Origin of the sequence: Synechococcus sp. J7-Johnson, from assembly GCF_024345795.1 — a bacterium.
In the GTDB taxonomy this organism is placed as follows: Bacteria; Cyanobacteriota; Cyanobacteriia; order PCC-6307; family Cyanobiaceae; genus Regnicoccus_A.
Map to the genome: position 1 here is coordinate 1 of NZ_JAGQBU010000031.1, position 20,804 is coordinate 20,804.

A 20,804-nucleotide genomic window follows, 5' to 3' on the forward strand; every position below is an offset into this window, starting at 1 on the left:
GGAAACTGACTGGACATCTTTGTGGGTACTGCTGTGAGCGAAAAGCAGGCAAAATTTGCTCAGGATCGTCTCATTGTCGAGAATGAGACTGGGTTGCTTGGATTAAGCCGTCTTGATCAGAGCTTCCTTAGCATCCGCCCAGTTCAGGCAAGGGCAAATCAGATATCCACTGGTGCAATCCTTGTGCTCTCGCCCTTATCGTCTCCCGAGCTGTCACTCAGGCGTCGACAAACACCACCTGCCGGCGCCTTCAGCGCAAGTGCGGCCAGTCACGAGCATGGCCCCGCATGACAACAGGCGCCTGCTGGCAGTGTCACTGGATCCTCCTCAGGAAGCCACCATTCGCCTTAGCAAGAGGATCAGACCGAGCACGATCACGGCTGTGCACTGCAGCAACGGCACACCGATCATGGTGATCGCCTGCGCCAGCCCAGGTTCAGGATCCCCGTAGAGGGGTGGGGCATTGAGAGCCAGGAGAGTCATGCCCAGCAGCGAGAGAAGCAATGTGACGATAAAGAGAATCCTCGCAGTAGAGCCGCGTTCACTCATGCTTCCAGTCATCAAGCCCAGCAGCAGGTAGGGTGCAATAACAAAGGACAGAAATGGAAGATCGCTGCTCTGCAAGCCGGAGCTGCGAGCACAGACGATGATCAGGCTTGTGATGGCAGATAACGCGCAGACCGCTCTGGTTGCTGTGTTAACCATGACAACCCTTGCCCTATTCATTGCTTCCTGGGATCAGCCGCCGTTGCAGCGCTAACGACTTCAACTGCTGCAATCGTTGTTGCTGGCTGGCCTTCACGCAGCTCCGCAGGTTCCCCCGAGCCCTCCAGCATTGGTCCATGGCTTCCACCCAGCGGCGTTGACCCTCCACAAGGGCCTCGCGCTCTGGCTGCTTGAGCGAGGCATCGTTTTGCAGGCGGTGGAAAGCCTGGCGCAGCTTGCCGTCTATGGCTGTCAGTTTCGCATCCCTACAGATCAGCACCGTGGCGGCACTGCCCGCAAGCTGACAGCGGATCGTCTCCCCATCAAATGAGTCCGGTGGTGGAGGGATCGCCTGGGTGCCAAGAATGCTTAAGGACCCTGCTAAAAGCAGCAGCAGAAATGGCAGCGGCGTCCGTGCTGGTGGGTGTCGAGAGGAGATCACTGGAGCGCTAAATCGGGATGCCTGAACGATCAAATCGAGTCAATCTCGCTGCGGCGGCATGGGGCAGTTGTTGTAGAGAGCCCAGCGCGTTACCGGTGCTTTGAAACCGGTAACGCAGCTGAGCCCGCCATCAACGGCTCAGAGCTTCAGAGCCCCTGTTCACGGGAAAAGCGCTGCATGGCATCCTCGGCTATCCCGACCTGGGCAGCGTCACAGGCAGAGGTTTTGCTGAAGTACTTCCCTGCCTTGTTGAAGTTGACGCGGCAGCCGCCGTCAAATTTCACCTGATGGATTCCCAATAGAAGGGGAACAATCTCGGGTGGATTCCCTTTGGATGCCCCGCTGCCAGGAGTGGAGCTGCCGCTTGTGGCACCTTTGGCGTAGGGGGCCGTATCCCAGAAGACGAAGATCGACTGGGTGTCCAAGCGGTAAACCTGTCCACGATTGGCCTCCAGTATCTCGCGCTTGGCAGGTTCGCCTTTGGCATCGAAAAAGGCGTTGGGCGTGCTCTCGTTGGGCTTGAGCTCGATCGTCTGGCCGCCCTTGAGTTGGATGGTCACGAAGCCCTGTCGCTGCGAAAAGCTACACAGGCCTGAAGAGGTGGCCTTGTCGTCTCCTGCGGGAAACACATCGCAGCGGGCATCGACGGTGTCGGCCAATGCCGGCGATGCGACTGCTACAGCTGCAAAACCCAACAGAGTGGCTGCAAGTGCCTGGAGTCGCTTCATGGCCAGTTGTGAAGGGGAAGTAACGACTTATTATAACTCAGTTCTGAGGTCCAGTTTTAATTCAATCGATTGCCTCAGCTCGCTGCACAAGGCTGCTTGAGATCTCCATAAGAGTTTCAGATGTCCAAGCAATTATTGAATATTGTGCCACTGACTCACTATCCAGGAGTCAGATTCAGATAACGGGAGGTGTGATGATCTGGTTGATCCGATCAGTGCTTGCCTGCCTTAGACCTTGGCCAATCGTGTGCTTGGGCTCATGTGCCGGTAGCTGCGGAGGTTGTTGATGTGACCGTTGATTCGCTCCATAGAGAACTGATCCCTCTTGGCGAACTGATCCTTCTTGGTGAACTGTCATGAGTCATGACGGCCTGTCGTCCCTTGCCCAGGTTGTTCCGGGCCCTGCAGGGCCTCCGCCGTTTCCAGCTCTCCTGGCTGGGAGGTGATCCAGCCAGCAATGTTCTTGGATGAATCCCAAACCTGCTGACGTCACACCCCCGTCCCTGCCCGCCATGCCGTTTGCCGTTCCCTTGCTGGACCCCGCCGATCCACCTGTATTCCGGATCGTCGGGCCCACGGGCCGCTCTCCGCTGCTGCTCACCGCCGACCACGCCGGCCGCGCCATCCCCCGCCGCCTGGCGGGCCTTCAGCTCAGTGCTGCCGTGCTTGACACCCATGTGGCCTGGGATCTGGGAGTGGCAGGGCTGGGCGAGCGCCTGGCGGCTCGGTTGGATGCCTTTTTGATCCTGCACAATTACTCAAGACTGGTGATCGATGTGAACCGTCCACCCGAGGCCCCGGACTCGATCGTGAGCCTCAGCGAGCACACCCTGATCCCCGCTAACGGCGACCTCTCCATCGCCGAGCGTGAGGAACGGCGGACGGCACTCTTTGAGCCTTACCACCTCCGCATCGCCGCCGAGCTCAATGGCCGTACGCGCCGGGGGCAGCCCAGTGTGCTGGTGGCCCTGCACAGCTTCACTCCGGTGCACACGGGCCAGGAGCGCCCCTGGCATGTGGGCGTGCTGCACGGCCGTGATGGGCGCCTGGCCCGGCGGGTGCTGCGGGGACTAAGGCGTGAGCCAGGGCTGCAGGTGGGTGATAACGAGCCCTACGCGGTGAGTGATGTCAGCGACCACACCGTGGTGGTGCATGGCGAGCGGCGCCGGATTCCCCACGTGGAGCTGGAGGTTCGTCAGGACCTGCTGGCCACGGCGGCGGGGCAACAGGAGTGGGCCGAGCGCCTCGCTGCTGTCCTGGAGGAGTCCCTGGCAGAAAGCTTCCCGCCATTGCAGGGCGGTTCATCGTCCCTAGGCTGATGGATGGATAAACAGCACAAAGCCTCCCCGGTGATGCAGATCAAGGTGGGGTTCGACCTTGAGCTCCGCTGTCCTCAGCCCACGCCGGTGATCGTCACCCTCGGCGTTCATGCGAGCCGGGCGTCGGATCTGCTGGAGCCAGACACTCTGCAGGTGGAGCCAGCGGTGCCGCTGCGCTCGTATGTGGATTCCTACGGCAACCAATGCCAGCGGCTGGTGGCACCCGCCGGCGTGCTGCGCCTGCAGGCCACGGGCTTGGTGGCCGATCCCGGTCAGCCCGATCCGGTGCTGCCAGCGTTGGAGCAGGTGCCCGTGGATGCTCTGCCGGAAGAGGCGCTGCTGTTTCTGCTCTCGAGCCGTTACTGCGAAAGCGATCTGCTCACCGATCTGGCCTGGTCCCTGTTCGAGGGGGCTCCCATGGGCTGGGGGCGGGTGCAGGCGATCTGTGATTTCGTGCACCGCCATGTGCGCTTCGACTACGGACGCTCCAGCCCCACCAAATCGGCCCTGACGACCTATGAAAGCCGCGAAGGGGTTTGCCGCGACTTTGCCCATCTGGCAATCGCCTTCTGCCGCTGCATGAACATCCCGGCCCGCTACTGCACCGGTTATCTAAGCGACATCGGTGTCCCCCCGCCCCACTCGGCCATGGACTTCTCGGCCTGGTTCGAGGCCTATCTCGGCGATGGCTGGTATGTGTTCGACCCGCGCAACAACACCCCGCGGATCGGGCGAATCCTGATCGCCCGTGGCCGGGACGCGGCCGATGTGGCGCTCACCACCAGTTTCGGGGTCTCGACACTGGAATCCTTCCGGGTGTGGACCGCATGAGCTGGATGTGGCGCAGTCATCGCCAACTGCTTCAGGATGCAGATCTTGGCGTTGTGATTCGCGTCAGGGCAGGGTGAAGCCGGAGGTATTCAGGTGCTTGAGGTCGAGCATCACGATCGTGAGCCAACCCATCAGCGCCAGGCCGCCCACCACGGCAAGCACAATCAGAACGCCAGCCAGCGCTGACTTCGCAGAGCTTTTGTCGTTCGTCACAGGTGACCGCGGATGCTGAATGAAGTATGCCATGGGCAGGATGTCAATTCGTGATCATTTGAAGCCCGTGGTAGTTCCGGCGAGGGATATCTCGCCGCGGCTTATTCTTAAGGGCCCGAAGATGCCTCGCCTGAAGATATCTCTCCGGCTGAGTCCTCCCCTCCGCGCCGTCGTGCTGATGCTCGGCCCGCTGGAGCGGCTCACCCCTTCTGGGCCCGCCTTGGTGTCGACGCCCCTTGCGATGCTTGGGGCATGACTGTCGTCTCTGCTGAACCCGTCGATGCCGTGGTGGTGGGCGGTGGTCTCTCCGGGCTGGTGGCCGCCCGCTCCCTGCAGCTGGCGGGTAACTCGGTGCGGTTGATCGAGGCGTCCGCGACGGTGGGGGGGCGGATGGCTGGTGAGCGTCTGCAGTTGGAGGGCGGCCGCCAGCCCTGGATCGACCTGGGCGGCCAGTGGGTCGGCCCCAGCCAGACCCGTTTTCTGGACCTCCTGGATCGCCACTGCGTCCGCCGCTTCGAGTCCCCCCATTCCGGCGAAACGGTGCTGGTGTTCGGCGGGAGCCGCTGCACCTTCGCCGGCTTCTTCCAGGGCTTCCCCGAGGGCCAGCCCCCCGCTGTTCCCAGCGCCGACTGGGACGACGCCATGGCGGCCCTGGAGCGGTTCCAGGCGCTGGTGGCCCAGCTGCCGGAAGGCCACCCCCACCACCATCCCGCTGCCGCCGAGCTCGATCGCCGCAGCTTCCAGGATTGGATCGACGCCCACACCCACACGCCTTTCGCCGCCTGGTACTTCGCCTACTTCTGTCGGGCGGTGGGCTTCCTGGGCCCCGCTGAGCCTGAGCAGGTGTCGCTGCTGCATGTGCTCTGGGGCCAGCGCACCGCCCCCCAGGGCGAGCACCCGGAGGAGTTCCTGCTCCACGGCGGTGCCGGCCAGCTGCCGGCCCTGCTCGCCACCGAGCTGGGGGATGGGGTGCTGCGGCTGGGCGAGCCGGTGCGGGCCATTGAGCAGTCGTTCCCTGACGCCGGGCACCATGTACAGGTGTACACCGATCTGGCCACCTATCCCTGCACCGCCGTGATCGTGGCCATGCCCCCGGCTCAGGTGGCCCATCTGCGCTTCATGCCGGCGCTGCCCGCCGACCGCCAGCAGCTCAACCAGGAGATGGTGATGGGCGCCTGCGCCAAGGTGCTGGTGGCGTACCCAAGCCCCTGGTGGCGCCAGCAGGGGCTTTCGGGGATCGCCATCGGTGATCGGCCCACCGTGGAGCTCTGCGCCGACAGCTCCGATCCCGAGAGCGGCTGTGGCGTCCTGGCGGCTTTCGTGGTGGGGCATCGCTACCGGCGTTGGGCCGCCCTAGGCGAAGCTGGACGCAGGCAGGTGGTGCTGGCTGATCTGGCCGCCTACCTGGGACCCCAGGCCCTCGAGCCCCTGGCCTATGTGGAGAAGGACTGGCCGACGGTGCCGTTCGTGGCTGGCGCCTATGCAGGCTGGATGCCTCCGGGGCTGTGGACCCGCTGTGGAGAGGCCATGCGCCGGCCCCACGGGCGGGTGTTCTGGGCCGGCACTGAGGTGGCCGAGCGCTGGCCAGGCTTCTTCGAGGGGGCGGTGCGCAGCGGCGAGGAGGCGGCGGCGGCGCTGCACCAGCGCCTTGGCTGATTCCAGACCTCCGCTGTTGCGCGAACGCGATCCCCGTCAGCTGGGCTGGCGGCTCTGGACCCTGCATGCCCTGCGCACGGCCGTGGCGGCGGCTGTGTCGATGGCGGTGGCCAGCGGCCTCGGCCTGCCCAATCCCTACTGGTCGCCGATCACCACGATCATCGTCACCCAATCCAGCCTGGTCGACTCATGGCCGATCTCCCGCCGCCGCCTGCTGGGCACGGCCCTGGGTGTGCTGCTCGGGGCCGCCCAGGTCCAGTGGCTGCCGCCGGGGATCCTCTCCTATGCCGCCGCGATCCTGCTGCTGGGGCTGATCTGCGGCCTGCTGCGCCTGCACCAGAGCGCCTACCGCTTCGGGGGGATCGCCCTCACCATAGTCAGCCTCGTGCCCCACACCACTTCTGTCTGGGGGCTGGCCTGGTTCCGCTTCATCGATGTCAGCATCGGCATCCTGGTGAGCCTGGCGATCACCCTTGTCTGGCGTGAGCGCATCGGGTGATCGGGCCAGACTCTGTATCACTTCCAGCTGCTCACTGGCTGAGGTTGGGCACAACGCTCAGACCGCCGATACGCTGGCGGGTCCCTACACCGGCACTACTTCGATGGCCCTCAGGGTCTCCCTTGCAGCCCGCAGCAGGCGCGTGAGCCGGGAAGACGCGCTTGAGCAGATCGACCTTGCCACTGTGGCCCAGGCCTACCGCTCCGGTCATTCGGTCTACCTGGGCCGTGGCGATTTCTGGGTCTGGGCGCAAGACGGCATCCCCTCCTGGCTGGTGCCCCGTTTCGAGGATCTTGGCTTTCTGCCTTAGCACCAGGTTCTGAATCCGATCGCCCCCCCGTCCCAAAGCCTGGCGGTGGCCCTCGGGGCCAACCTCGGCGATCCCACCGCCACCCTGGCCGCGGTCCGTCCGTTCCTGAGACAGGAGCTTCTCGACTGGGCCGGTACCGCGCTGCGGCTGCACTGGTCGCCGCTGTTTCGCACGGCGCCGGTGGGTGGGCCACCGGATCAGCCCCCGTTCATCAATGCCGTGCTCCTGGTTGACCGTCAGGGGCTGGAGGTAGAGGCGGTCGGCCGTGCGGCCTGGCCTGATCCCCTTGCCCTGCTGTTGCGTCTGCAGGCGCTGGAGTCGCGATTCGGTCGCCAGCGCCTGGTGCACTGGGGACCCCGCAGCCTTGATCTCGATCTGCTCTGGTGCGGGGAGGCCCGCTGCAGCAGTCCCCAGCTAGAGCTGCCCCACCCTCGCCTGCGCCAGCGCGCTTTCGTGATCGGTCCCCTCTCGGCGATCGAGCCGCAGCTGGTGATCCCCGGTGGTCGCCAGACCGCCGCGGCCTTGCTGGCTGAGCTGCTGAGTCGCCCCGGCTCCGAATCTCCACCGTTGCCGCTGCCCGCCCAGGAGGGCTGGCCCGAGGCGGCCTGAACAGCAGCGGGCCGCGGCGGCCGGTCACACTGGTGGGCCCGCTCCAGCCCATTCATGGCTCCCCTGCCGCCGCCTGAGCCCTCCATCCACCTGGAAACCACGGCGGCTCTCGACGCCCGCAAGCTTCGCTTCGAGCTCAACCGGGTGATGCTGCCGATGGGGGTGGAGGGCACCTACGGGATCATTCGCCATCCCGGCGCTTCCCTGGCGGTGCCGGTACTGGCTGACGGCCGCGTGGTGGTGCTGCGCCAGTACCGATTCGCGGTGGAGCGGCGCATTCTCGAGTTCCCCGCCGGCACCCTTGAAGACGGTGAAGACCCCCAGGACTCGATGGAGCGGGAGCTGGGGGAGGAGGCGGGCTACAGCGCCAGCCGTTGGGATTCCCTCGGCGTGATGCTGCCCTGCCCCGGCTATTCCGATGAGGTGATCCACCTGTTCCTGGCCCGGGAGCTCTCTCCCCTCAGCGAGCGCCCCGAGGGCGACGACGACGAGGACCTGGAGGTGCTTCTGCTGGAGCCAGCTGCCCTCGATGCGGCCCTGGCCAGCGGTGATGAGGCCCTCGATGGCAAGAGCGTCACCGCCTGGTTCCGGGCCCGCCAGCTGCTTGGCCTCTGATGAATCTGCCCCGCTGGTTGTTCTGGCACCGCCGCGATCTGCGCCTGGCTGACAACCTGGGCCTGGCCGCCGCTGCCCGCGCCACCGCCGCCGTCACCGGCGTGTTCGTCTTCGATCCGGCCACGCTGGAGGCCCGGGATCATTCACCGGCCGGGCTCTGGTTTCTGAGCGAGAGCCTGCGGGAGCTGCAACTCAGCTGGCGAAATGCCGGTTCCCGCTTGCTGCTGTTGCGCGGTGATCCGGCCGTGGTGTTGCCGCAGCTGGCTGAGGCCAGCGGCGCTGCCGTGGTGGCCTGGAACCGGGATGGGGAGCCCGATGGCCGTGCCCGCGACAACCGCGTCGCTGAGGCCCTGCGCGCCAGCGGCCGCAAGCTGCTCTCCGACTGGGACCAGCTGCTGGTGTCCCCCGAGGAGCTCGCCACCGGCGCCGGCGATCCCTACCGGGTCTATGGCCCCTATTTCCGGGCATGGCGGCGTCGTATCGAGCAGGCAGGCCCCGAGGCCTGCGCTCCCGTGCCTGCTCCGGCCGGCCTGATTGATCTTGATCCCGGCTCCCTTACTGACGAGCGCCGCCTGCTCTGGGATCGGCTCGACTGGCTTGAGACCGTGCCCAGCGCCGGCGATGGCCTGCCCGGCGCTCCCTTCGGAGGGGCCGATCTCTGCCCCTGCCGCCCCGGTGAGGCCGCCGCCATCAGCCAGCTGGCCGCCTTTGCGGATGGCCCTCTGCTGCGTTACGAACCGGGCCGCAACCTGCCGGCGGAACCGGGCACCTCAGGTCTGAGCGCCGCGCTCAGGTTCGGCACCCTCAGCCCCCGCCAGGCCTGGGCCGCCGCCCAGGAGCAGCGCCCGCGTGCGCGCAGTGAGGAGGAACTCCAGGCGATCACGGTCTGGGAGCAGGAACTGGCATGGCGCGAGTTCTACCAGCAGGCCCTGTTCCATTTCCCCGAACTGGCCGAGGGTCCCTACCGCCCCCAGTGGCGCCGCTTCCCCTGGGAGAACGACGAGGCTCGTTTCGCTGCCTGGTGCGATGGTCTCACCGGCGTGCCCATCGTGGACGCCGCCATGCGCCAGCTGAATGAATCCGGCTGGATGCACAACCGCTGCCGCATGATCGTGGCTTCCTTCCTGGTGAAGGATCTGATCGTGAACTGGCGCTGGGGTGAGCGCCAGTTCATGCGTCTGCTGGTGGACGGTGATCTGGCGGCCAACAACGGCGGCTGGCAGTGGAGTGCCAGCAGCGGCATGGACCCCAAGCCCCTGCGCATCTTCAACCCCTATACCCAGGCGGCCCGCTTTGATCCCGACGCCACCTATATCCGCCGCTGGTTACCCGAGCTCTCGCGGGTGGCTACGGCCGATCTGATCCGTGGAGAGATTGCGCCCCTGGAGCGCAGGGGGTACCCGGATCCGATCGTGAACCACAAGCTGCAGCAGGCCCACTTCAAGGCCTTGCATGCGGCCTCGGTGGCCGCGCCTCAGGAGGCGAGGGTGAGGGGCTGAGCCACCAGCTGCCGCACGACCTCCACCACCTGTTGCTGCTGGGAGGCGCTCAGTTCCGGGAAGATCGGCAGGCTGAGCACCTCGGCCGTGAGCCGCTCGGTGATGGGCAGGCTGCCGGGCCCGTAGCCCAGATCCGCATAGGCCGGCTGGCGGTGGATCGGGATCGGGTAATAGATGATCGTGTTCACGCCGGCCTCGGCCAGGGCCTGCTTCAGCCAGTCGCGGCAGCAGCTTTCGGGCAGGCCATAGGTGGCGCTGTCGCTCGACGGGACGCAGACCCCCCCGCAGCCAGCCTGGGCCGACGGGCAGCGGGGGATACGCACCACGAACTGGTTCCAGCTGTGGCCGCTGGGACCCTCCTCAGGCAGGACCAGCCCCTGAAGATCAGCCAGCTCGCTGCTGTAGGTGCTCGCCAGCTGCCGTCGCCGCTCCACCCACTCCGGCAGGTGGGGCAACTTCACGGAGAGTATCGCCGCCTGCATCGCGTCGAGGCGGCTGTTGTATCCCAGGGAGGTGTGCAGGTAGCGGCGCGGCATGCCGTGCACCGCCAGTTCGCGGATGCGGGCGGCCAGCGCCTGATCCCGGCAGGTGACCGCGCCGCCGTCACCGGCACCGCCGAGATTCTTGGTGGGGAAGAAGCTGAAGCAGCCCGCATCCCCCCAGCTGCCCACCGGCCGCCCGGCCCAGCTGGCACCGGTGGCCTGGGCGCAGTCTTCGATCACCAGCAGGTCGTGGCCGGCGGCGATCGCCCCCAGCCGCTCCATGTCCACCGGCCGCCCAAACAGATGAACCGGCATCAGCGCCTTGGTGGCGGGCGTGATCGCCGCCTCGATCCGCTCCAGATCGATCAGATAAGTGGATGCGTCCACGTCCACGAACACCGGCGTAGCGCCCACGGCGCTGATCGCTTCGGCGGTGGCGAAGAAGCTGAAGGAGCTGGTGATCACCTCATCGCCCTCGCCGATGCCCAGACCTCTCAGGGCCAGCACTAGGGCGTCGGTGCCGCTGTTGCAGCCGATGGCGTGGGGGGTGCCCACGGCCTCGGCGAACTGTTGCTCGAAACGGGCGATCGTGGTGCCCCCGATGTATTGCCCGCTGCGCAACACCTGCAGAACGGCGTCTTCGAGGGCTTCACCGAGTTGATGGAGCTGCTCGGTGAGATCGAAGGGGGGCACCTGCATGACAGCAACCTTAAGCCCCTCCCAGGGTCAGGCCCAGGCCGGCTCCAGCCCGGGGTGCCACTTGATGTTGCAACCGATTGCAGGCTTTTGCCCGGTGCTCAGCGGCCTCCCCGCCAGCAGTGAATCGAGGGCCGATCGCAGGTCGGCGCCATCGGGCGCCTGGCTGTTGCCCGGGCGGCTGCCATCGAGCTGGCCTCGATAGACGAGCTGATGCGCGGCGTCGAAGAGGTAGATGTCGGGGGTGCAGGCGGCACGGAAGGCCCGAGCCACGCTCTGGTCGGCATCGAGCAGGTAGGGGAAGCGCCAACCCACTCGTTGCTTCTGTTCCGCCAGTTGGCCCGGACCGTCCTGGGGATGGGTGCGCAGGCTGTTGCTGGCGATCGCCAGGATGGTGATGTGCTGGCCGTAGTCGCGATCGATCCGGGCGAGTTCCGGCTCGATGTGTTTCACGAACGGGCAGTGGGCGCAGAGAAAGAGCACCAGTAAGGGCCGTGAGGGCAGATCGGCGCTGTTGTGAACGGTGCCATCGAGAGCGGGCAGCGCGAAAGCCGGCAGGGGCGTTCCCAGCGGAACCATCGTGGATGGGGTGAGTGCCATCAGCGTGCGATCACAGACGGAGGCTGTGGTGAGTCTGGCGTCCGTTTCAGGGCGCTTTGTGGGTGAAGATCTGCCCGTTCGACCCGAAGCGGTGCCCCGGTCCGATCTCTCCTCCCGGTTCGGCCTCCGTGCCGCGGCTGGTCTGATGGCCGCCCTGGCGGGAGCGCTGCTCGCCGGCGGCTGTGTGCCCGCCCATCGAAGCGCCAGCTGGAAGAGCTTCCCCCTGCAGCGGCAGCAGCCCCACGACGGCCTGGCGGTGGTCAGCCAGCCCGATGGCTATGGGCTGCACATCTGGCTCGAAACCGACACCCGCCGCAAGGGCTACTGCCGTCCGCGCTGGCTGCCGGATCCAGCGCGGCTGTTCAACGGCAACGGCAGCCACCCCTTCAGCTCCGGTCTGGCCAGCCGTGAGGAATTCTTCGCCGCCGTCGCCCGGCGCGACGTACGCCGCGCCCTGCGCAAGGAACTGGAGGCCCTCTGCCTCAGCCGCGCCCCGCGCAGCACCTGGGAGTGGATCGAACCGCCCCTGAATCCCTCCCAGGTGAAGGTGGAGAAGCTGCCGATGCTGGAGGAGAAGGATCTGCTCACCGATCCCGAAACGATCCGCGAGCAGGAGGATCAGCTGTAGCAGGAGCCGGCGGCAACGGCCGACCCCCTGAGCTCAGAGATTCAGATCACAGCGAGGCTGCCGGCATAGCCCTCCGGCAGGTGCAGATCGTGCAGCTCCAGGCCTGGTGGGGGTGGGGCTCCGACTGCGGCCAGGCCGAGTCCCGTCGCTTTCAGGCTCGCTTCCAGGCGGCACCAGTGCTGCAGGAAGCCGCTGAGCTGCTCCTCCGGTGGCAGCGCCTCGAGGGCTTCAAGGCAGCCGTTGGGCAGGTGGCGCCTGGCGATCGGCTGCCAGTTCAGGCCCGGCCGGTGCTGCTCCACATCCACACCCACCGGCCGCTCGGGGTGGAAGGCCAACAGCATCAGGGCGCCCGAATGGGCCAGGTTGAACTGCAGGGTGTCCTGGCTTTCGAGCCCCTCCAGGGCCGGCTTGCCCTGGGGCCCCAGGCGGAAGCGCAGCCGGGCGGGATCCAGTCCCAGCGCCTGTCCCAGCCGCAGCCGCAGCAGGCCCCGGCCCAGCAGGAACCGGTCCTGGTCCGCGGGCAGCCGCCAGCGCTGCAGCCGCTGCTGCTCCTCGCTGGAGAGCAGCGCCAGCAACTCCTCCCGCCGCTGAGGCGTGAGCCAGCCCAGCCCCGCCAGCCAGACCGTGGCCGGCAGTCCGGGGTGCTCCAGACGGCGTGGCGCGGCCTGTTCGGGGTCGCTGGGGGCGGTGGGGTTGCCGGGATCGATCACGTGGGCGTCTCAGGTGCGGCGGGATCCGGCAGCAGCCGCGGTCCGGCCGATCGCCAGTAGCGGCTGAAGCGGCGCAGGTCCACCTGCTCCGGCAGGTCCACGAAGGGTTCGGGCACAAGCACTTGCAGGGGCAAGGCGGCGGCCACGCAGGCGGCGATGTCCCCCAGCTGCGGGTCCACCCAGGCGCTGGTCACAACCCCATCGGCCCGGTGGCGGGCTGCGAAGGCCAGCACCTCCTCGGCCCCATCGCCCTGGCGGATCGTGACCGGCAGCTCCAGCAGGCACTCGTAGAGGAACACGATCCGCTTGAGGCTGATCGGCCCGCCGCCGCCCTCCAGCAGCCCCGGCTCGAAGACGAACACGGCCGGCCGGCCCGGATGGGCCAGCAGCGCGGGATTGGCTGGACCCAGGGCCTCGGTGTGGATCCAGAGAACCGGACGGTCCATGCTCAGACCGCCCCGCCCTTGCCCTGCTCGCCGCTGGCCTGCCCGCCCCCCTGAGGTGCGGAGAACAGGCGGGTCTGCAGATCCTCGTAGCTGGCCTCGAAGGGGCAGTCCTCAGCTGCCGGGCAGCCCAGGCAATGGCGCCCGGCGCCGAAGCGCTCCAGGTTGGCCCGGTTGAACAGGTAGGGCTTGCTGCTGAAGCTGCTGGCCACCCATTGCCAGCTCAGGTTGTTGCTGGCGGCATCACCATCGAGCAGGTGGCGCAGGAACCAGCGGGCTCCGGCCTGCCAGCGCACCCGGCGCCAGTGCACCACGTAGGCGGCCAGCCACATCCGGGCGTGGTTGTGCAGCCAGCCGGTGTCGATCAGCTGGCGCGCGAAGGCGTCGATGCAGGCCAGGCCGGTGTGGCCCTCGCTGATGTCGTCCGGCAGCTCCTGGGCGTAGGCCGCCTCCGCCTGGCCGGTCTTGAGCGGCTCCAGGTTCTCCCAGATGCCATCGCCCAGGCGGATCCAGAGCCGCTGCCAGTAGTCGCGCCAGGCCAGCTCCTGCAGCAGCTTCTCGCTCACCAGCCCGGGGCCTCTGGCCATGCGCTCGAGCACCACATCGCGCACCTGGGCCAGGCTCAGAACCCCGTGGCGGATGTAGGGGGAGAGACCGCTGACCGCGCCGCCGAGGTGGTTCCGGCTGGCGGCGTAGCGCACCGGATCGACGGCCTCCAGCGCCGCCAGCGCCGGTTTTGAGCCCCCGCGAATCGGGCTGGCGCCGCCGCTGGCCAGGGGAAACCGGGCCGCCAGATCCTGCACCATGGCCCCCCGGTCCGGAAACTGGCGCGGCAGATCGGCGCGGTTGGTTTGCGGGGGCGGCGCCGGTTCTGAAGGGGGAGTCCTGGAGGTCATCGCTGGCTGAGAGTCGGGGCCGGGCGGTGCTGGAAGCGGTGGAGGAGAATCCCCCCACTGTCCTTGGCCGGCACTCGGCGCCCACCCATGCTCCTCGATCTGCGCGGTAAGAAAGCCCTCGTCACGGGCATCGCCAACAACCGCTCGATCGCCTGGGGCATCGCCCAGCAGCTGGCCGCCGCCGGCGCCGAGCTGGGGGTCACCTACCTGCCGGATGAGAAGGGGCGCTTCGAGGCCAAGGTGCGCGAGCTCACGGCGCCGCTGAACCCCAGCCTGTTCGAGCCGCTCAACGTGCAGGATCCGGCCCAGATCGAGGCCGTTTTTGCGCGGGTGAAGGACCAATGGGGCTCGATCGATGTGCTCGTGCACTGCCTCGCCTTCGCCGGCAAGGAGGAGCTGATCGGCAACTACTCCGACATCAGCCCCGAGGGCTTCGCCCGTGCCCTGGAGGTGAGCGCCTATTCGCTGGCGCCCCTGTGCCGCTGGGCCAAGCCCCTGTTCAACGAGGGCGCCAGTGTGATCACCCTCAGCTATCTGGGCTCCGAGCGGGCCATCCCCAACTACAACGTGATGGGCGTGGCCAAGGCGGCTCTGGAGGCGAGTGTGCGCTACCTGGCCGCTGAACTTGGGCCGGAGAAGCAGGTGCGGGTGAACGCCATCAGTGCCGGTCCGATCCGCACCCTGGCCAGCTCCGCCATCGGCGGCATCCTCGACATGATCCACAACGTGGAGGAGAAGGCGCCGCTCAAGCGCACCGTCACCCAGGACGAAGTGGGAGCCACCGCCGCCTTCCTGGCCAGCCCCCTGGCAAGCGGTATCACCGGCCAGGTGATCTATGTGGATGCCGGCTACTGCATCACGGGGATGTGAGCGCCGCTGCGCCTCACGCTGAACTCATCAGCTCATCCGAGCGCATCGGCATCACCGATCCCATCCAGTCGATCGTGGTGGTGTGCAGGTTGTAGAAGGCGGCCTCCACCTGCAGGCGGCCGCTGCGCATCAGGTCGGTGAGAAGCACGCTGGAGTCGACCAGGTTGCGGGCCGCGTTGAGGGTGTGGTGGCGGGCGGCCTGATCCAGGTCGTGCTGGCCGCCGAGGTTGATCAGCTCCATGCGCAACTGCCCCACCACCTGGGCCAGGCTCGGGGTGAGGGTCAGCGCCGGGTTCAGGGCAGCCTCCACCGCGCCGCAGCGTTCGTGGCCGAGCACCACGATCACGGGCACGCCCAGATGGGCCACGGCGTACTCCAGCGAGGCGATCGCCGCGGTGGTGGAGAGGGTGCCGGCATTGCGCACCACGAACAGGTCGCCGAAGCCCGTATCGAACAGCAGTTCCACCGGCACCCGGGAATCGGCGCAGCCAAGCACCGCCGCAGTCGGATGCTGGCCCGATTCCACTTCGAGCATGCGCTCGCGGCTGCTGTGGGGATGGAGCGATTCACCGTCAAGGAAGCGCCGATGACCCGCTCGCAGTTCGGCGAGCACCGTCTGGGGACAGTTGTTCACGCAGCAGCCCGGTCGGTGCCGGTGATTGTGGACCGGGTCAGGCGTTTGGCTTCGGCATGATTGGCACACTCCCGCCCGATTGCCCCGTGTCCTTCCTTCCGGATCTCGATCCCGGCAGCCCGGGCGGCCGCAGCGGACGTATCCACCGTGTCACCGGTGAAACCGACGTGCGGGTGCGGCTGGACCTCGATGGCCGTGGCCGCTGTCGGGTGAGCACCGGTGTGCCTTTCCTGGATCACATGCTGCACCAGCTCGCCAGCCACGGCCTGCTGGATCTGGAGATCAGCGCCGAGGGGGATACCCATATCGATGATCACCACACCAACGAAGACGTAGGCATCGCCGTGGGACAGGCCCTGGCGCAGGCCCTGGGCAGCCGCAAGGGCATCCAGCGCTTCGGGCACTTCACAGCGCCCCTGGATGAGGCGCTGGTGCAGGTGGTGCTGGATTGCTCCGGCCGCCCCCACCTCAGCTACGGCCTGGTGATCCCGGGCCAGCGCATCGGCACCTACGACACTGAGCTGGTGCGGGAGTTCTTCGTGGCGGTAGTGAACAACTCCGGACTCACGCTCCACATCCGCCAGCTCGACGGCCTCAATTCCCACCACATCGTGGAGGCCTGCTTCAAGGCCTTTGCCCGGGCCCTGCGTCAGGCTGTGGAAATCGATCCCCGCCGCGCCGGCGAGGTACCCAGCAGCAAGGGTGTGCTGGAGCAGGCGGGCGCCCCTGGCTGAAGGGAATCGCGTTGTCACACTCCGTTACGTGATGATGGGGGCACAACCGCGCCAGTGAGCGATGACCATCGCCCCCAGTCGACCCGAGCCCGGCAACACCGAAGCCACCTCCTCCACGGCGGTCGCGGCCCCTGGTTATGACCGTGCCGACTGGGCCAGTGCCTTCCGCAACGTGGGCACGGAGCTCACGGCCGTTCCCCTGGCAGCCGCCAGCGGCACCATCCCCTCCGAGCTCAGCGGCAGCCTCTACCGCAACGGACCGGGACGGCTGGAGCGCGGTGGGCAGTGGGTGCACCATCCCTTCGATGGCGACGGCATGATCACCGCCGTGTGCTTCGAAGGCGGAGCGGCCTGCCTCAGCAACCGTTTCGTGCGCACGGAGGGCTGGCTTGCAGAGGAGAAGGCCGGCAAGGTGCTCTACCGCGGCGTCTTCGGCAGCCAGAAGCCCGGCGGACCGCTGGCCAATGCCTTTGACCTGCGGCTCAAGAACATCGCCAACACCCATGTAGTGCGGCTGGGCGAGAAGCTGCTGGCCCTGTGGGAGGCCAGCTCCCCCCATGCCCTCGACCCCGTCAGCCTCGAAACCGAGGGTGTCGACCTCCTAGGTGGTGTGCTCGCAGGCGGTGAGGCTTTCAGTGCCCACCCCCGCTTCGCTCCCGGCCATCACGGCCAGGAGCGCATGGTCACCTTCGGGGTCAAGGCCGGCCCCCGCAGCACCATCCGCCTGATGGAGTTCGACGCGAGCTCCGGTGACGGGGCGGGGCAGCTGGTGGCCGATCAGAAGCGCAGCTTCAACGGTTTCGCCTTCCTGCACGATTTCGCCATCACTCCGAACTGGGCGGTGTTTCTGCAGAACGCCATGAGCTTCAATCCGCTGGGCTTCGTGCTCGGCTGGAAGGGTGCTGCCCAGTGCCTGGGCTCCAAGCCAGGGGAGAGCGGTCAGTTCTGGTTGATCCCCCGCTCCGGAGAGGGGGAGCCGCTGCAGGTGAGCGCCCCTGAGGGCTTCGTGTTCCACCACCTCAATGCCTTCGAGGATCCCGCCGCCGGTGAGGCTGGCCAGGTGGTGGTGGATTCGATCTTCTACGACGACTTCCCCTCAATCGGCCCAGGCGTTGATTTCCGCGCCGTCGATTTCGACACCCTGCCGATCGGTCAGCTCAAGCGCTGCCGCATCGATCTGGCCAGCGGTGCGGTCAGCACGGAACTGCTGGAGGAGCGCTGCTGCGAGTTCGCCATGGTCAACCCACGCCGGGTGGGTCTTGAGGCCCGCTACGCCTGGATGGCGGTCACTGAGCAGGAGCGGGGTAATGCGCCCCTGCAGGCGATCGAGAAGCTCGACCTCAGCACTGGCGAGCGCCGTGTATGGAGCGCCGCTCCCCGCGGTTTCGTGAGTGAGCCGGTGATGGTGCCGCGCCCCCGGCTGGAGGCCGAAGCCGATCAACCTGCCGAAGACGACGGCTGGATCCTCTGCGTGGTCTGGAACGGGGCGCGCTGCGCCAGCGATCTGGTGATCCTCAATGCCGCCGATCTCTCGGAGCAGGCGGTGCTGCCCATGCCCCTGGCCCTGCCCCATGGCCTGCACGGCAGCTGGGCCGCCTCATGAAAACCGCCACCTTTCGCCCCCTGAGGCTTCTGGCACTGCTGGGCGCCCAGCTGCTCACCTGTCTGTTGCTGCTGGGCCACCCCGGTGCTGCCCAGGCCTCCCTGCTGCATTTTTCCGGTGCGCCGCCCGCGGATCTCGGTCTGCAGGACGGACGGCTCAGGGCCTGTGCCAGCCCAGCCCACTGCGCTCGCCAGGACTGGCCGTTGGCCAACCCCGAAGCGGCTCTCCAGCAGCTGGCGCTGGAGCTTGAAGCCACGCCAGGGGTGCGGATCGAAACCAGGGTTGATTCCCCCCAGCTCAGCTATCTGCATGCCACCGCCGAAAGCCGGCTGTTCGGCTTTGTCGATGATCTGGAACTGGCGCTGGATGGCTCCAGTTCCAGCCTTCAGGCGCGCTCGGAATCCCGCCTGGGAGATTCCGACCTGGGCGTGAATGCCCGCCGGCTCGATGCGCTCCGCCAGAGCCTGGGCCCCGCCTGAGCCTCAGCCCCGCTGGTGGCGGCTGAGGGTGGCAGCGGAGAACATGTGGCCTCGCTCCAGGGCGATGGCGGCCACGGCGCTGGCATCGGCAGCCGCTTCCACCCGCTGGCGCAGGGCGGCATCGGCTTCCACCTCAATCAGAAAGGCACTCAGCTGTGCTTTGGACATGGGAGGTGCCTTGTGGTGGTTACCTCTCCTTGCTACTCCGGCGTTGGGCAGGCGTCAGGGATGTCCGGCCGCTGGTGGCACCATTGGAGTGGCCACTCCACCCCAGGCCCTGCGATGACCAGTAGCCCCGCCAGGCCCGGGGACCGCCGGCTCGACGGACTGCGCCTGGAGTTCGAGCACGAGGCCAGCTTCAGCCAGGTGTTCGTGGTGCTCACGGTGGGGGCCACCTGGATCCTGCCCCTTCAGGCGGTGGCGATGTACGCCAAGCTGCGCAAGGACGCCATCTCACATCCTGCGGCCCCAGCTGCACATCCGCCAGGAGACCGGCGAAGGCGTCAGAAGCCGTGCTGGGTGCCTGGCCGGTGCGGGTCAGCTTCGGGTGGGATCGCGCCTGCTATCTGCCCGGCATCGATCGGATCCAGCTGCCGGATCGCGCCAGCTTTCACTCGCCTGCCGCCTTCTGTGCCACCTGGGCCCACGAGCAGATCCACTCCACCGGCCAAGAATCCCGCCTGAAGCGTGATCTGGCCGGTGCTGCTGGGTGATCGCCTGGAGATCGGTAGCGAAATCGACCGCCATGCCGCCTATCTGGGCCACTGGATCGGGCTGCTCAAGGACTCGCCCAAGGTGATGCTCCAGGTGCTCAGCGAGGCGCGCCAGGCGGCGGATTTGATCTGCCCGGAGCTCGCTACTGCGGAGCCACAGCCCGCCGCTGCCGAACCCATGCGGGGCCGCCATTCAACGCAATGGCCCCCTGCATTTTGGAAATGGAAAACGCCAAAAGAAGATCCCACAGCTACGACTGGGAGATGTTCAAGTGACAACGTTGCTGGATGAGAGATGCTCCAGGCTTTCCTCATCGGCATCCATGCCCCGGGCCGGCCGTGGATGTTTTCTACTGAGATAAGCGATCTTCTTCGATCAGTGCCTCAAGTCGTCCGGCGTCGACAGCGGCCTTGAGGCTGGCGTGGTCGCGCTCCATCTGATCGGCATAGGCCATTGCGAAGGCTTCGATCGCCCGATCGGCCGCCTCCCCCCGACCCATGTAGCCGCTGATCGTTGCAGCGTCTCCGCCGCGGGCGTGGGCGCGGGCCAGCGACCAGCCGCAGTAGTCGGCGTAATGCTGGAGCCGCAGGGGAGAAATGTCCTCGACCGGATACGACATTTTCATGTCCCGCAGCTGGCGCACAAAATAGTCGTTGCCCATCCGGCTGCGGAACCAGCCGAGAAACAAATCGCTGCCCGATTGCATCAGCCGCTGGCCCATCACCACGCGCTGGCCGTGGTTGGGCAAAGCGCTGGGTTGGGTGTAGGGCTCCAGCACGGAAGGGCAGGCTTGCTTGATCTGCAGGATCAGGGGATGCCCATCATCGGAGAAGTACAGGGCCACCAGACAGCGGGTGCCGACGCTGCCGATTCCCACCACCTTGATAGCCACATCCTCCAGGGTGTAGCGACCAAGTAACACCCGCAGCTCATCGGACAGGGACTGTCGATAATCCTCCAGGTCTTCGCTGATCCGCTGCTCGAGCTCGCCATGGCAGACATGCGTGAGCACTGGAGGTTGGTCGGTGAGCCTGCAATGGCCATCCGCCAGTTTGGTGATCTTCGGGAACAGGTGATCCGCAATCCGCCTGCGCGCCTTTGCGGTGATCGTCTGGCGCGCCTTTCGAATGGCTTTGTTCGGAGCGGCCTCGATCAGATCGTCGGCATCAAAACGGGCGTACCAGACATCGAGGGGGCTGGCATGGACGTACTCCCGCAGATGCTGCCGGTAGGAGCGGACACTGCGTCGGGCGGCCTTGCGGCAATCGGCCTCGGAATGGTTGTTGTCGCGGCCCGCCAGCACGAAGCTGGTGGCCAGACGCTTCACATCCCACTCCCAGGGGGCAGGGTGCGCCTCATCAAAATCATTGAGATCAAAGATCAGATTGCGTTCCGCGGTGGCAAAGAGCCCGAAGTTCAGCAGATGGCAATCGCCGCAGGCCCACACCTGAATGCCGGAATGCGGCAGCAAGCTGAGGTCATGGGCCATCAGGGCCGAGGATCCCCTCATGAAGGTGAAGGGCGTCCGGAGCATCCGGCCGATGCGGATCGGAATCAGCTCAGGTACCCGGCCCGCATTGGATGCCTCCAACAGGGCAATCGGATCACGACTCCCCAGCAGGGGGGACCACTCCGCCTGGGCAGATCGGGGAACCCGCGAGCGTGAGGCCTTTCCCTTGGCTAAGCGCTGAGTGGCGGTATTGGATCCAGCCGAGGATTGGCTCAAAACGGAACCAAGTTTTCTCAATCGTCTCATGGGTGTCGTCTATCTGCATGGCCATTGATGAGGGGGTCAGAAGCCCAGCGCACAGGTAGGCCTTGCGGCAAAGCTGTGCCTAATTGTCCTCTTCCCTTCTCAAGGGCCCCTAGGATCCTCCTATCTGATCATC

General features: G+C 66.7%; 26 protein-coding genes. 16 read left to right on the forward strand and 10 right to left on the reverse strand.

What is annotated here, in order from left to right; genetic code table 11:
* Positions 1–327: 327 nt before the first annotated feature.
* Positions 328–624: a hypothetical protein gene (locus tag KBY93_RS13025; RefSeq protein WP_255094861.1), complete on the reverse strand. Its 297-nt coding sequence runs from the start codon at positions 622–624 to the stop codon at positions 328–330.
* Between the two features lie 238 nt (positions 625–862).
* Between KBY93_RS13025 and KBY93_RS13030 the strand changes: the two genes are divergently transcribed.
* Positions 863–1,036, forward strand: a complete 174-nt coding sequence (locus tag KBY93_RS13030) for a hypothetical protein (RefSeq protein ID WP_255094862.1) — start codon at positions 863–865, stop codon at positions 1,034–1,036.
* A gap of 257 nt (positions 1,037–1,293) precedes the next feature.
* Here the strand turns inward: KBY93_RS13030 and KBY93_RS13035 are convergent, their stop codons facing one another.
* Complete coding sequence (locus tag KBY93_RS13035) at positions 1,294–1,875, reverse strand: hypothetical protein (protein WP_255094863.1); 582 nt, start codon at positions 1,873–1,875, stop codon at positions 1,294–1,296.
* A 512-nt stretch (positions 1,876–2,387) separates the two neighbouring features.
* Here KBY93_RS13035 and KBY93_RS13040 point away from each other — a divergent pair.
* The 8 genes from KBY93_RS13040 (at position 2,388) to KBY93_RS13075 (ending at position 9,426) form a co-directional block, all read left to right on the forward strand.
* Entirely contained in the window at positions 2,388–3,194 is an 807-nt protein-coding gene (locus KBY93_RS13040) for an N-formylglutamate amidohydrolase (protein ID WP_255094864.1), read from the forward strand.
* 3 nt (positions 3,195–3,197) lie between these two features.
* Complete coding sequence (locus tag KBY93_RS13045; RefSeq protein WP_255094865.1) at positions 3,198–4,025, forward strand: transglutaminase family protein; 828 nt, start codon at positions 3,198–3,200, stop codon at positions 4,023–4,025.
* A 465-nt stretch (positions 4,026–4,490) separates the two neighbouring features.
* Positions 4,491–5,894, forward strand: coding sequence for a flavin monoamine oxidase family protein (locus KBY93_RS13050; protein ID WP_255094866.1), 1,404 nt, complete (start codon positions 4,491–4,493; stop codon positions 5,892–5,894).
* A gap of 16 nt (positions 5,895–5,910) precedes the next feature.
* Positions 5,911–6,393 (forward strand): aromatic acid exporter family protein, encoded by a 483-nt coding sequence (locus KBY93_RS13055; RefSeq protein WP_255094867.1) that lies wholly within the window; start codon positions 5,911–5,913, stop codon positions 6,391–6,393.
* Positions 6,394–6,496: 103 nt separating this feature from the next.
* Positions 6,497–6,703 carry a hypothetical protein gene (locus KBY93_RS13060; RefSeq protein WP_255094868.1) on the forward strand — a complete coding sequence of 69 codons (207 nt, stop codon included), beginning with the start codon at positions 6,497–6,499 and terminating at the stop codon, positions 6,701–6,703.
* A gap of 45 nt (positions 6,704–6,748) precedes the next feature.
* A complete protein-coding gene (gene folK, locus KBY93_RS13065; protein ID WP_255094869.1) occupies positions 6,749–7,312 on the forward strand; it encodes a 2-amino-4-hydroxy-6-hydroxymethyldihydropteridine diphosphokinase in 564 nt (187 codons plus the stop codon).
* Positions 7,313–7,366: 54 nt separating this feature from the next.
* Complete coding sequence (locus KBY93_RS13070; protein ID WP_255094871.1) at positions 7,367–7,927, forward strand: NUDIX hydrolase; 561 nt, start codon at positions 7,367–7,369, stop codon at positions 7,925–7,927.
* On the forward strand, positions 7,927–9,426 hold the full coding sequence (locus KBY93_RS13075) for an FAD-binding domain-containing protein (RefSeq protein ID WP_255094872.1): 1,500 nt from the start codon (positions 7,927–7,929) through the stop codon (positions 9,424–9,426). The genes KBY93_RS13070 and KBY93_RS13075 overlap by 1 nt, the downstream gene beginning before the upstream one ends.
* On the opposite strand, the gene KBY93_RS13080 is transcribed toward KBY93_RS13075, so the two are convergent.
* Entirely contained in the window at positions 9,402–10,607 is a 1,206-nt protein-coding gene (locus KBY93_RS13080; RefSeq protein WP_255094873.1) for a DegT/DnrJ/EryC1/StrS aminotransferase family protein, read from the reverse strand. The genes KBY93_RS13075 and KBY93_RS13080 overlap by 25 nt on opposite strands.
* A 27-nt stretch (positions 10,608–10,634) precedes the next feature.
* Positions 10,635–11,204: a thioredoxin family protein gene (locus KBY93_RS13085; RefSeq protein ID WP_255094874.1), complete on the reverse strand. Its 570-nt coding sequence runs from the start codon at positions 11,202–11,204 to the stop codon at positions 10,635–10,637.
* A gap of 145 nt (positions 11,205–11,349) precedes the next feature.
* Between KBY93_RS13085 and KBY93_RS13090 the strand changes: the two genes are divergently transcribed.
* Positions 11,350–11,832, forward strand: coding sequence for a hypothetical protein (locus KBY93_RS13090; protein WP_255094894.1), 483 nt, complete (start codon positions 11,350–11,352; stop codon positions 11,830–11,832).
* Positions 11,833–11,873: 41 nt separating this feature from the next.
* Here KBY93_RS13090 and KBY93_RS16175 read toward each other — a convergent pair whose 3' ends face one another.
* The 3 genes from KBY93_RS16175 to KBY93_RS13105 are packed head-to-tail and all read right to left on the reverse strand — an operon-like array spanning position 11,874 to position 13,881.
* Positions 11,874–12,542: a 4'-phosphopantetheinyl transferase superfamily protein gene (locus KBY93_RS16175; RefSeq protein ID WP_255094875.1), complete on the reverse strand. Its 669-nt coding sequence runs from the start codon at positions 12,540–12,542 to the stop codon at positions 11,874–11,876.
* The gene (locus KBY93_RS13100) at positions 12,539–12,988 is read right to left on the reverse strand and encodes a hypothetical protein (RefSeq protein ID WP_255094876.1); all 450 of its coding nucleotides are present in this window, start codon (positions 12,986–12,988) and stop codon (positions 12,539–12,541) included. The genes KBY93_RS16175 and KBY93_RS13100 overlap by 4 nt, the downstream gene beginning before the upstream one ends.
* Before the next feature lie 2 nt (positions 12,989–12,990).
* Entirely contained in the window at positions 12,991–13,881 is an 891-nt protein-coding gene (locus tag KBY93_RS13105; RefSeq protein WP_255094877.1) for an FAD-binding domain-containing protein, read from the reverse strand.
* Positions 13,882–13,968: 87 nt separating this feature from the next.
* Between KBY93_RS13105 and fabI the strand changes: the two genes are divergently transcribed.
* Positions 13,969–14,751, forward strand: a complete 783-nt coding sequence (gene fabI / locus KBY93_RS13110) for an enoyl-ACP reductase FabI (protein ID WP_255094878.1) — start codon at positions 13,969–13,971, stop codon at positions 14,749–14,751.
* Positions 14,752–14,764: 13 nt separating this feature from the next.
* Here the strand turns inward: fabI and KBY93_RS13115 are convergent, their stop codons facing one another.
* A complete protein-coding gene (locus tag KBY93_RS13115) occupies positions 14,765–15,385 on the reverse strand; it encodes a carbonic anhydrase (protein ID WP_255094879.1) in 621 nt (206 codons plus the stop codon).
* A gap of 86 nt (positions 15,386–15,471) precedes the next feature.
* Here KBY93_RS13115 and hisB point away from each other — a divergent pair, with 86 nt between their 5' ends.
* The 3 genes from hisB (at position 15,472) to KBY93_RS13130 (ending at position 18,201) form a co-directional block, all read left to right on the forward strand.
* A complete protein-coding gene (hisB, locus tag KBY93_RS13120; protein ID WP_255094880.1) occupies positions 15,472–16,119 on the forward strand; it encodes an imidazoleglycerol-phosphate dehydratase HisB in 648 nt (215 codons plus the stop codon).
* Positions 16,120–16,180: 61 nt separating this feature from the next.
* The gene (locus KBY93_RS13125) at positions 16,181–17,722 is read left to right on the forward strand and encodes a carotenoid oxygenase family protein (protein ID WP_255094881.1); all 1,542 of its coding nucleotides are present in this window, start codon (positions 16,181–16,183) and stop codon (positions 17,720–17,722) included.
* On the forward strand, positions 17,719–18,201 hold the full coding sequence (locus KBY93_RS13130; protein WP_255094882.1) for a DUF1499 domain-containing protein: 483 nt from the start codon (positions 17,719–17,721) through the stop codon (positions 18,199–18,201). Before KBY93_RS13125 ends, KBY93_RS13130 begins: the two co-directional genes overlap by 4 nt.
* 3 nt (positions 18,202–18,204) lie before the next feature.
* On the opposite strand, the gene KBY93_RS13135 is transcribed toward KBY93_RS13130, so the two are convergent.
* Positions 18,205–18,369 (reverse strand): Nif11-like leader peptide family RiPP precursor, encoded by a 165-nt coding sequence (locus tag KBY93_RS13135; protein ID WP_255094883.1) that lies wholly within the window; start codon positions 18,367–18,369, stop codon positions 18,205–18,207.
* A gap of 344 nt (positions 18,370–18,713) precedes the next feature.
* On the opposite strand from KBY93_RS13135, the gene KBY93_RS13140 reads away from it, so the two are divergent.
* Both KBY93_RS13140 and KBY93_RS13145 read left to right on the forward strand, forming a co-directional pair.
* Positions 18,714–18,914: a zincin-like metallopeptidase domain-containing protein gene (locus KBY93_RS13140; RefSeq protein WP_255094884.1), complete on the forward strand. Its 201-nt coding sequence runs from the start codon at positions 18,714–18,716 to the stop codon at positions 18,912–18,914.
* On the forward strand, positions 18,889–19,206 hold the full coding sequence (locus KBY93_RS13145; RefSeq protein ID WP_255094885.1) for a hypothetical protein: 318 nt from the start codon (positions 18,889–18,891) through the stop codon (positions 19,204–19,206). Before KBY93_RS13140 ends, KBY93_RS13145 begins: the two co-directional genes overlap by 26 nt.
* A 58-nt stretch (positions 19,207–19,264) precedes the next feature.
* On the opposite strand, the gene KBY93_RS13150 is transcribed toward KBY93_RS13145, so the two are convergent.
* Positions 19,265–20,506 carry a DUF2252 domain-containing protein gene (locus KBY93_RS13150; RefSeq protein ID WP_255094886.1) on the reverse strand — a complete coding sequence of 414 codons (1,242 nt, stop codon included), beginning with the start codon at positions 20,504–20,506 and terminating at the stop codon, positions 19,265–19,267.
* Positions 20,507–20,804 lie beyond the last annotated feature (298 nt).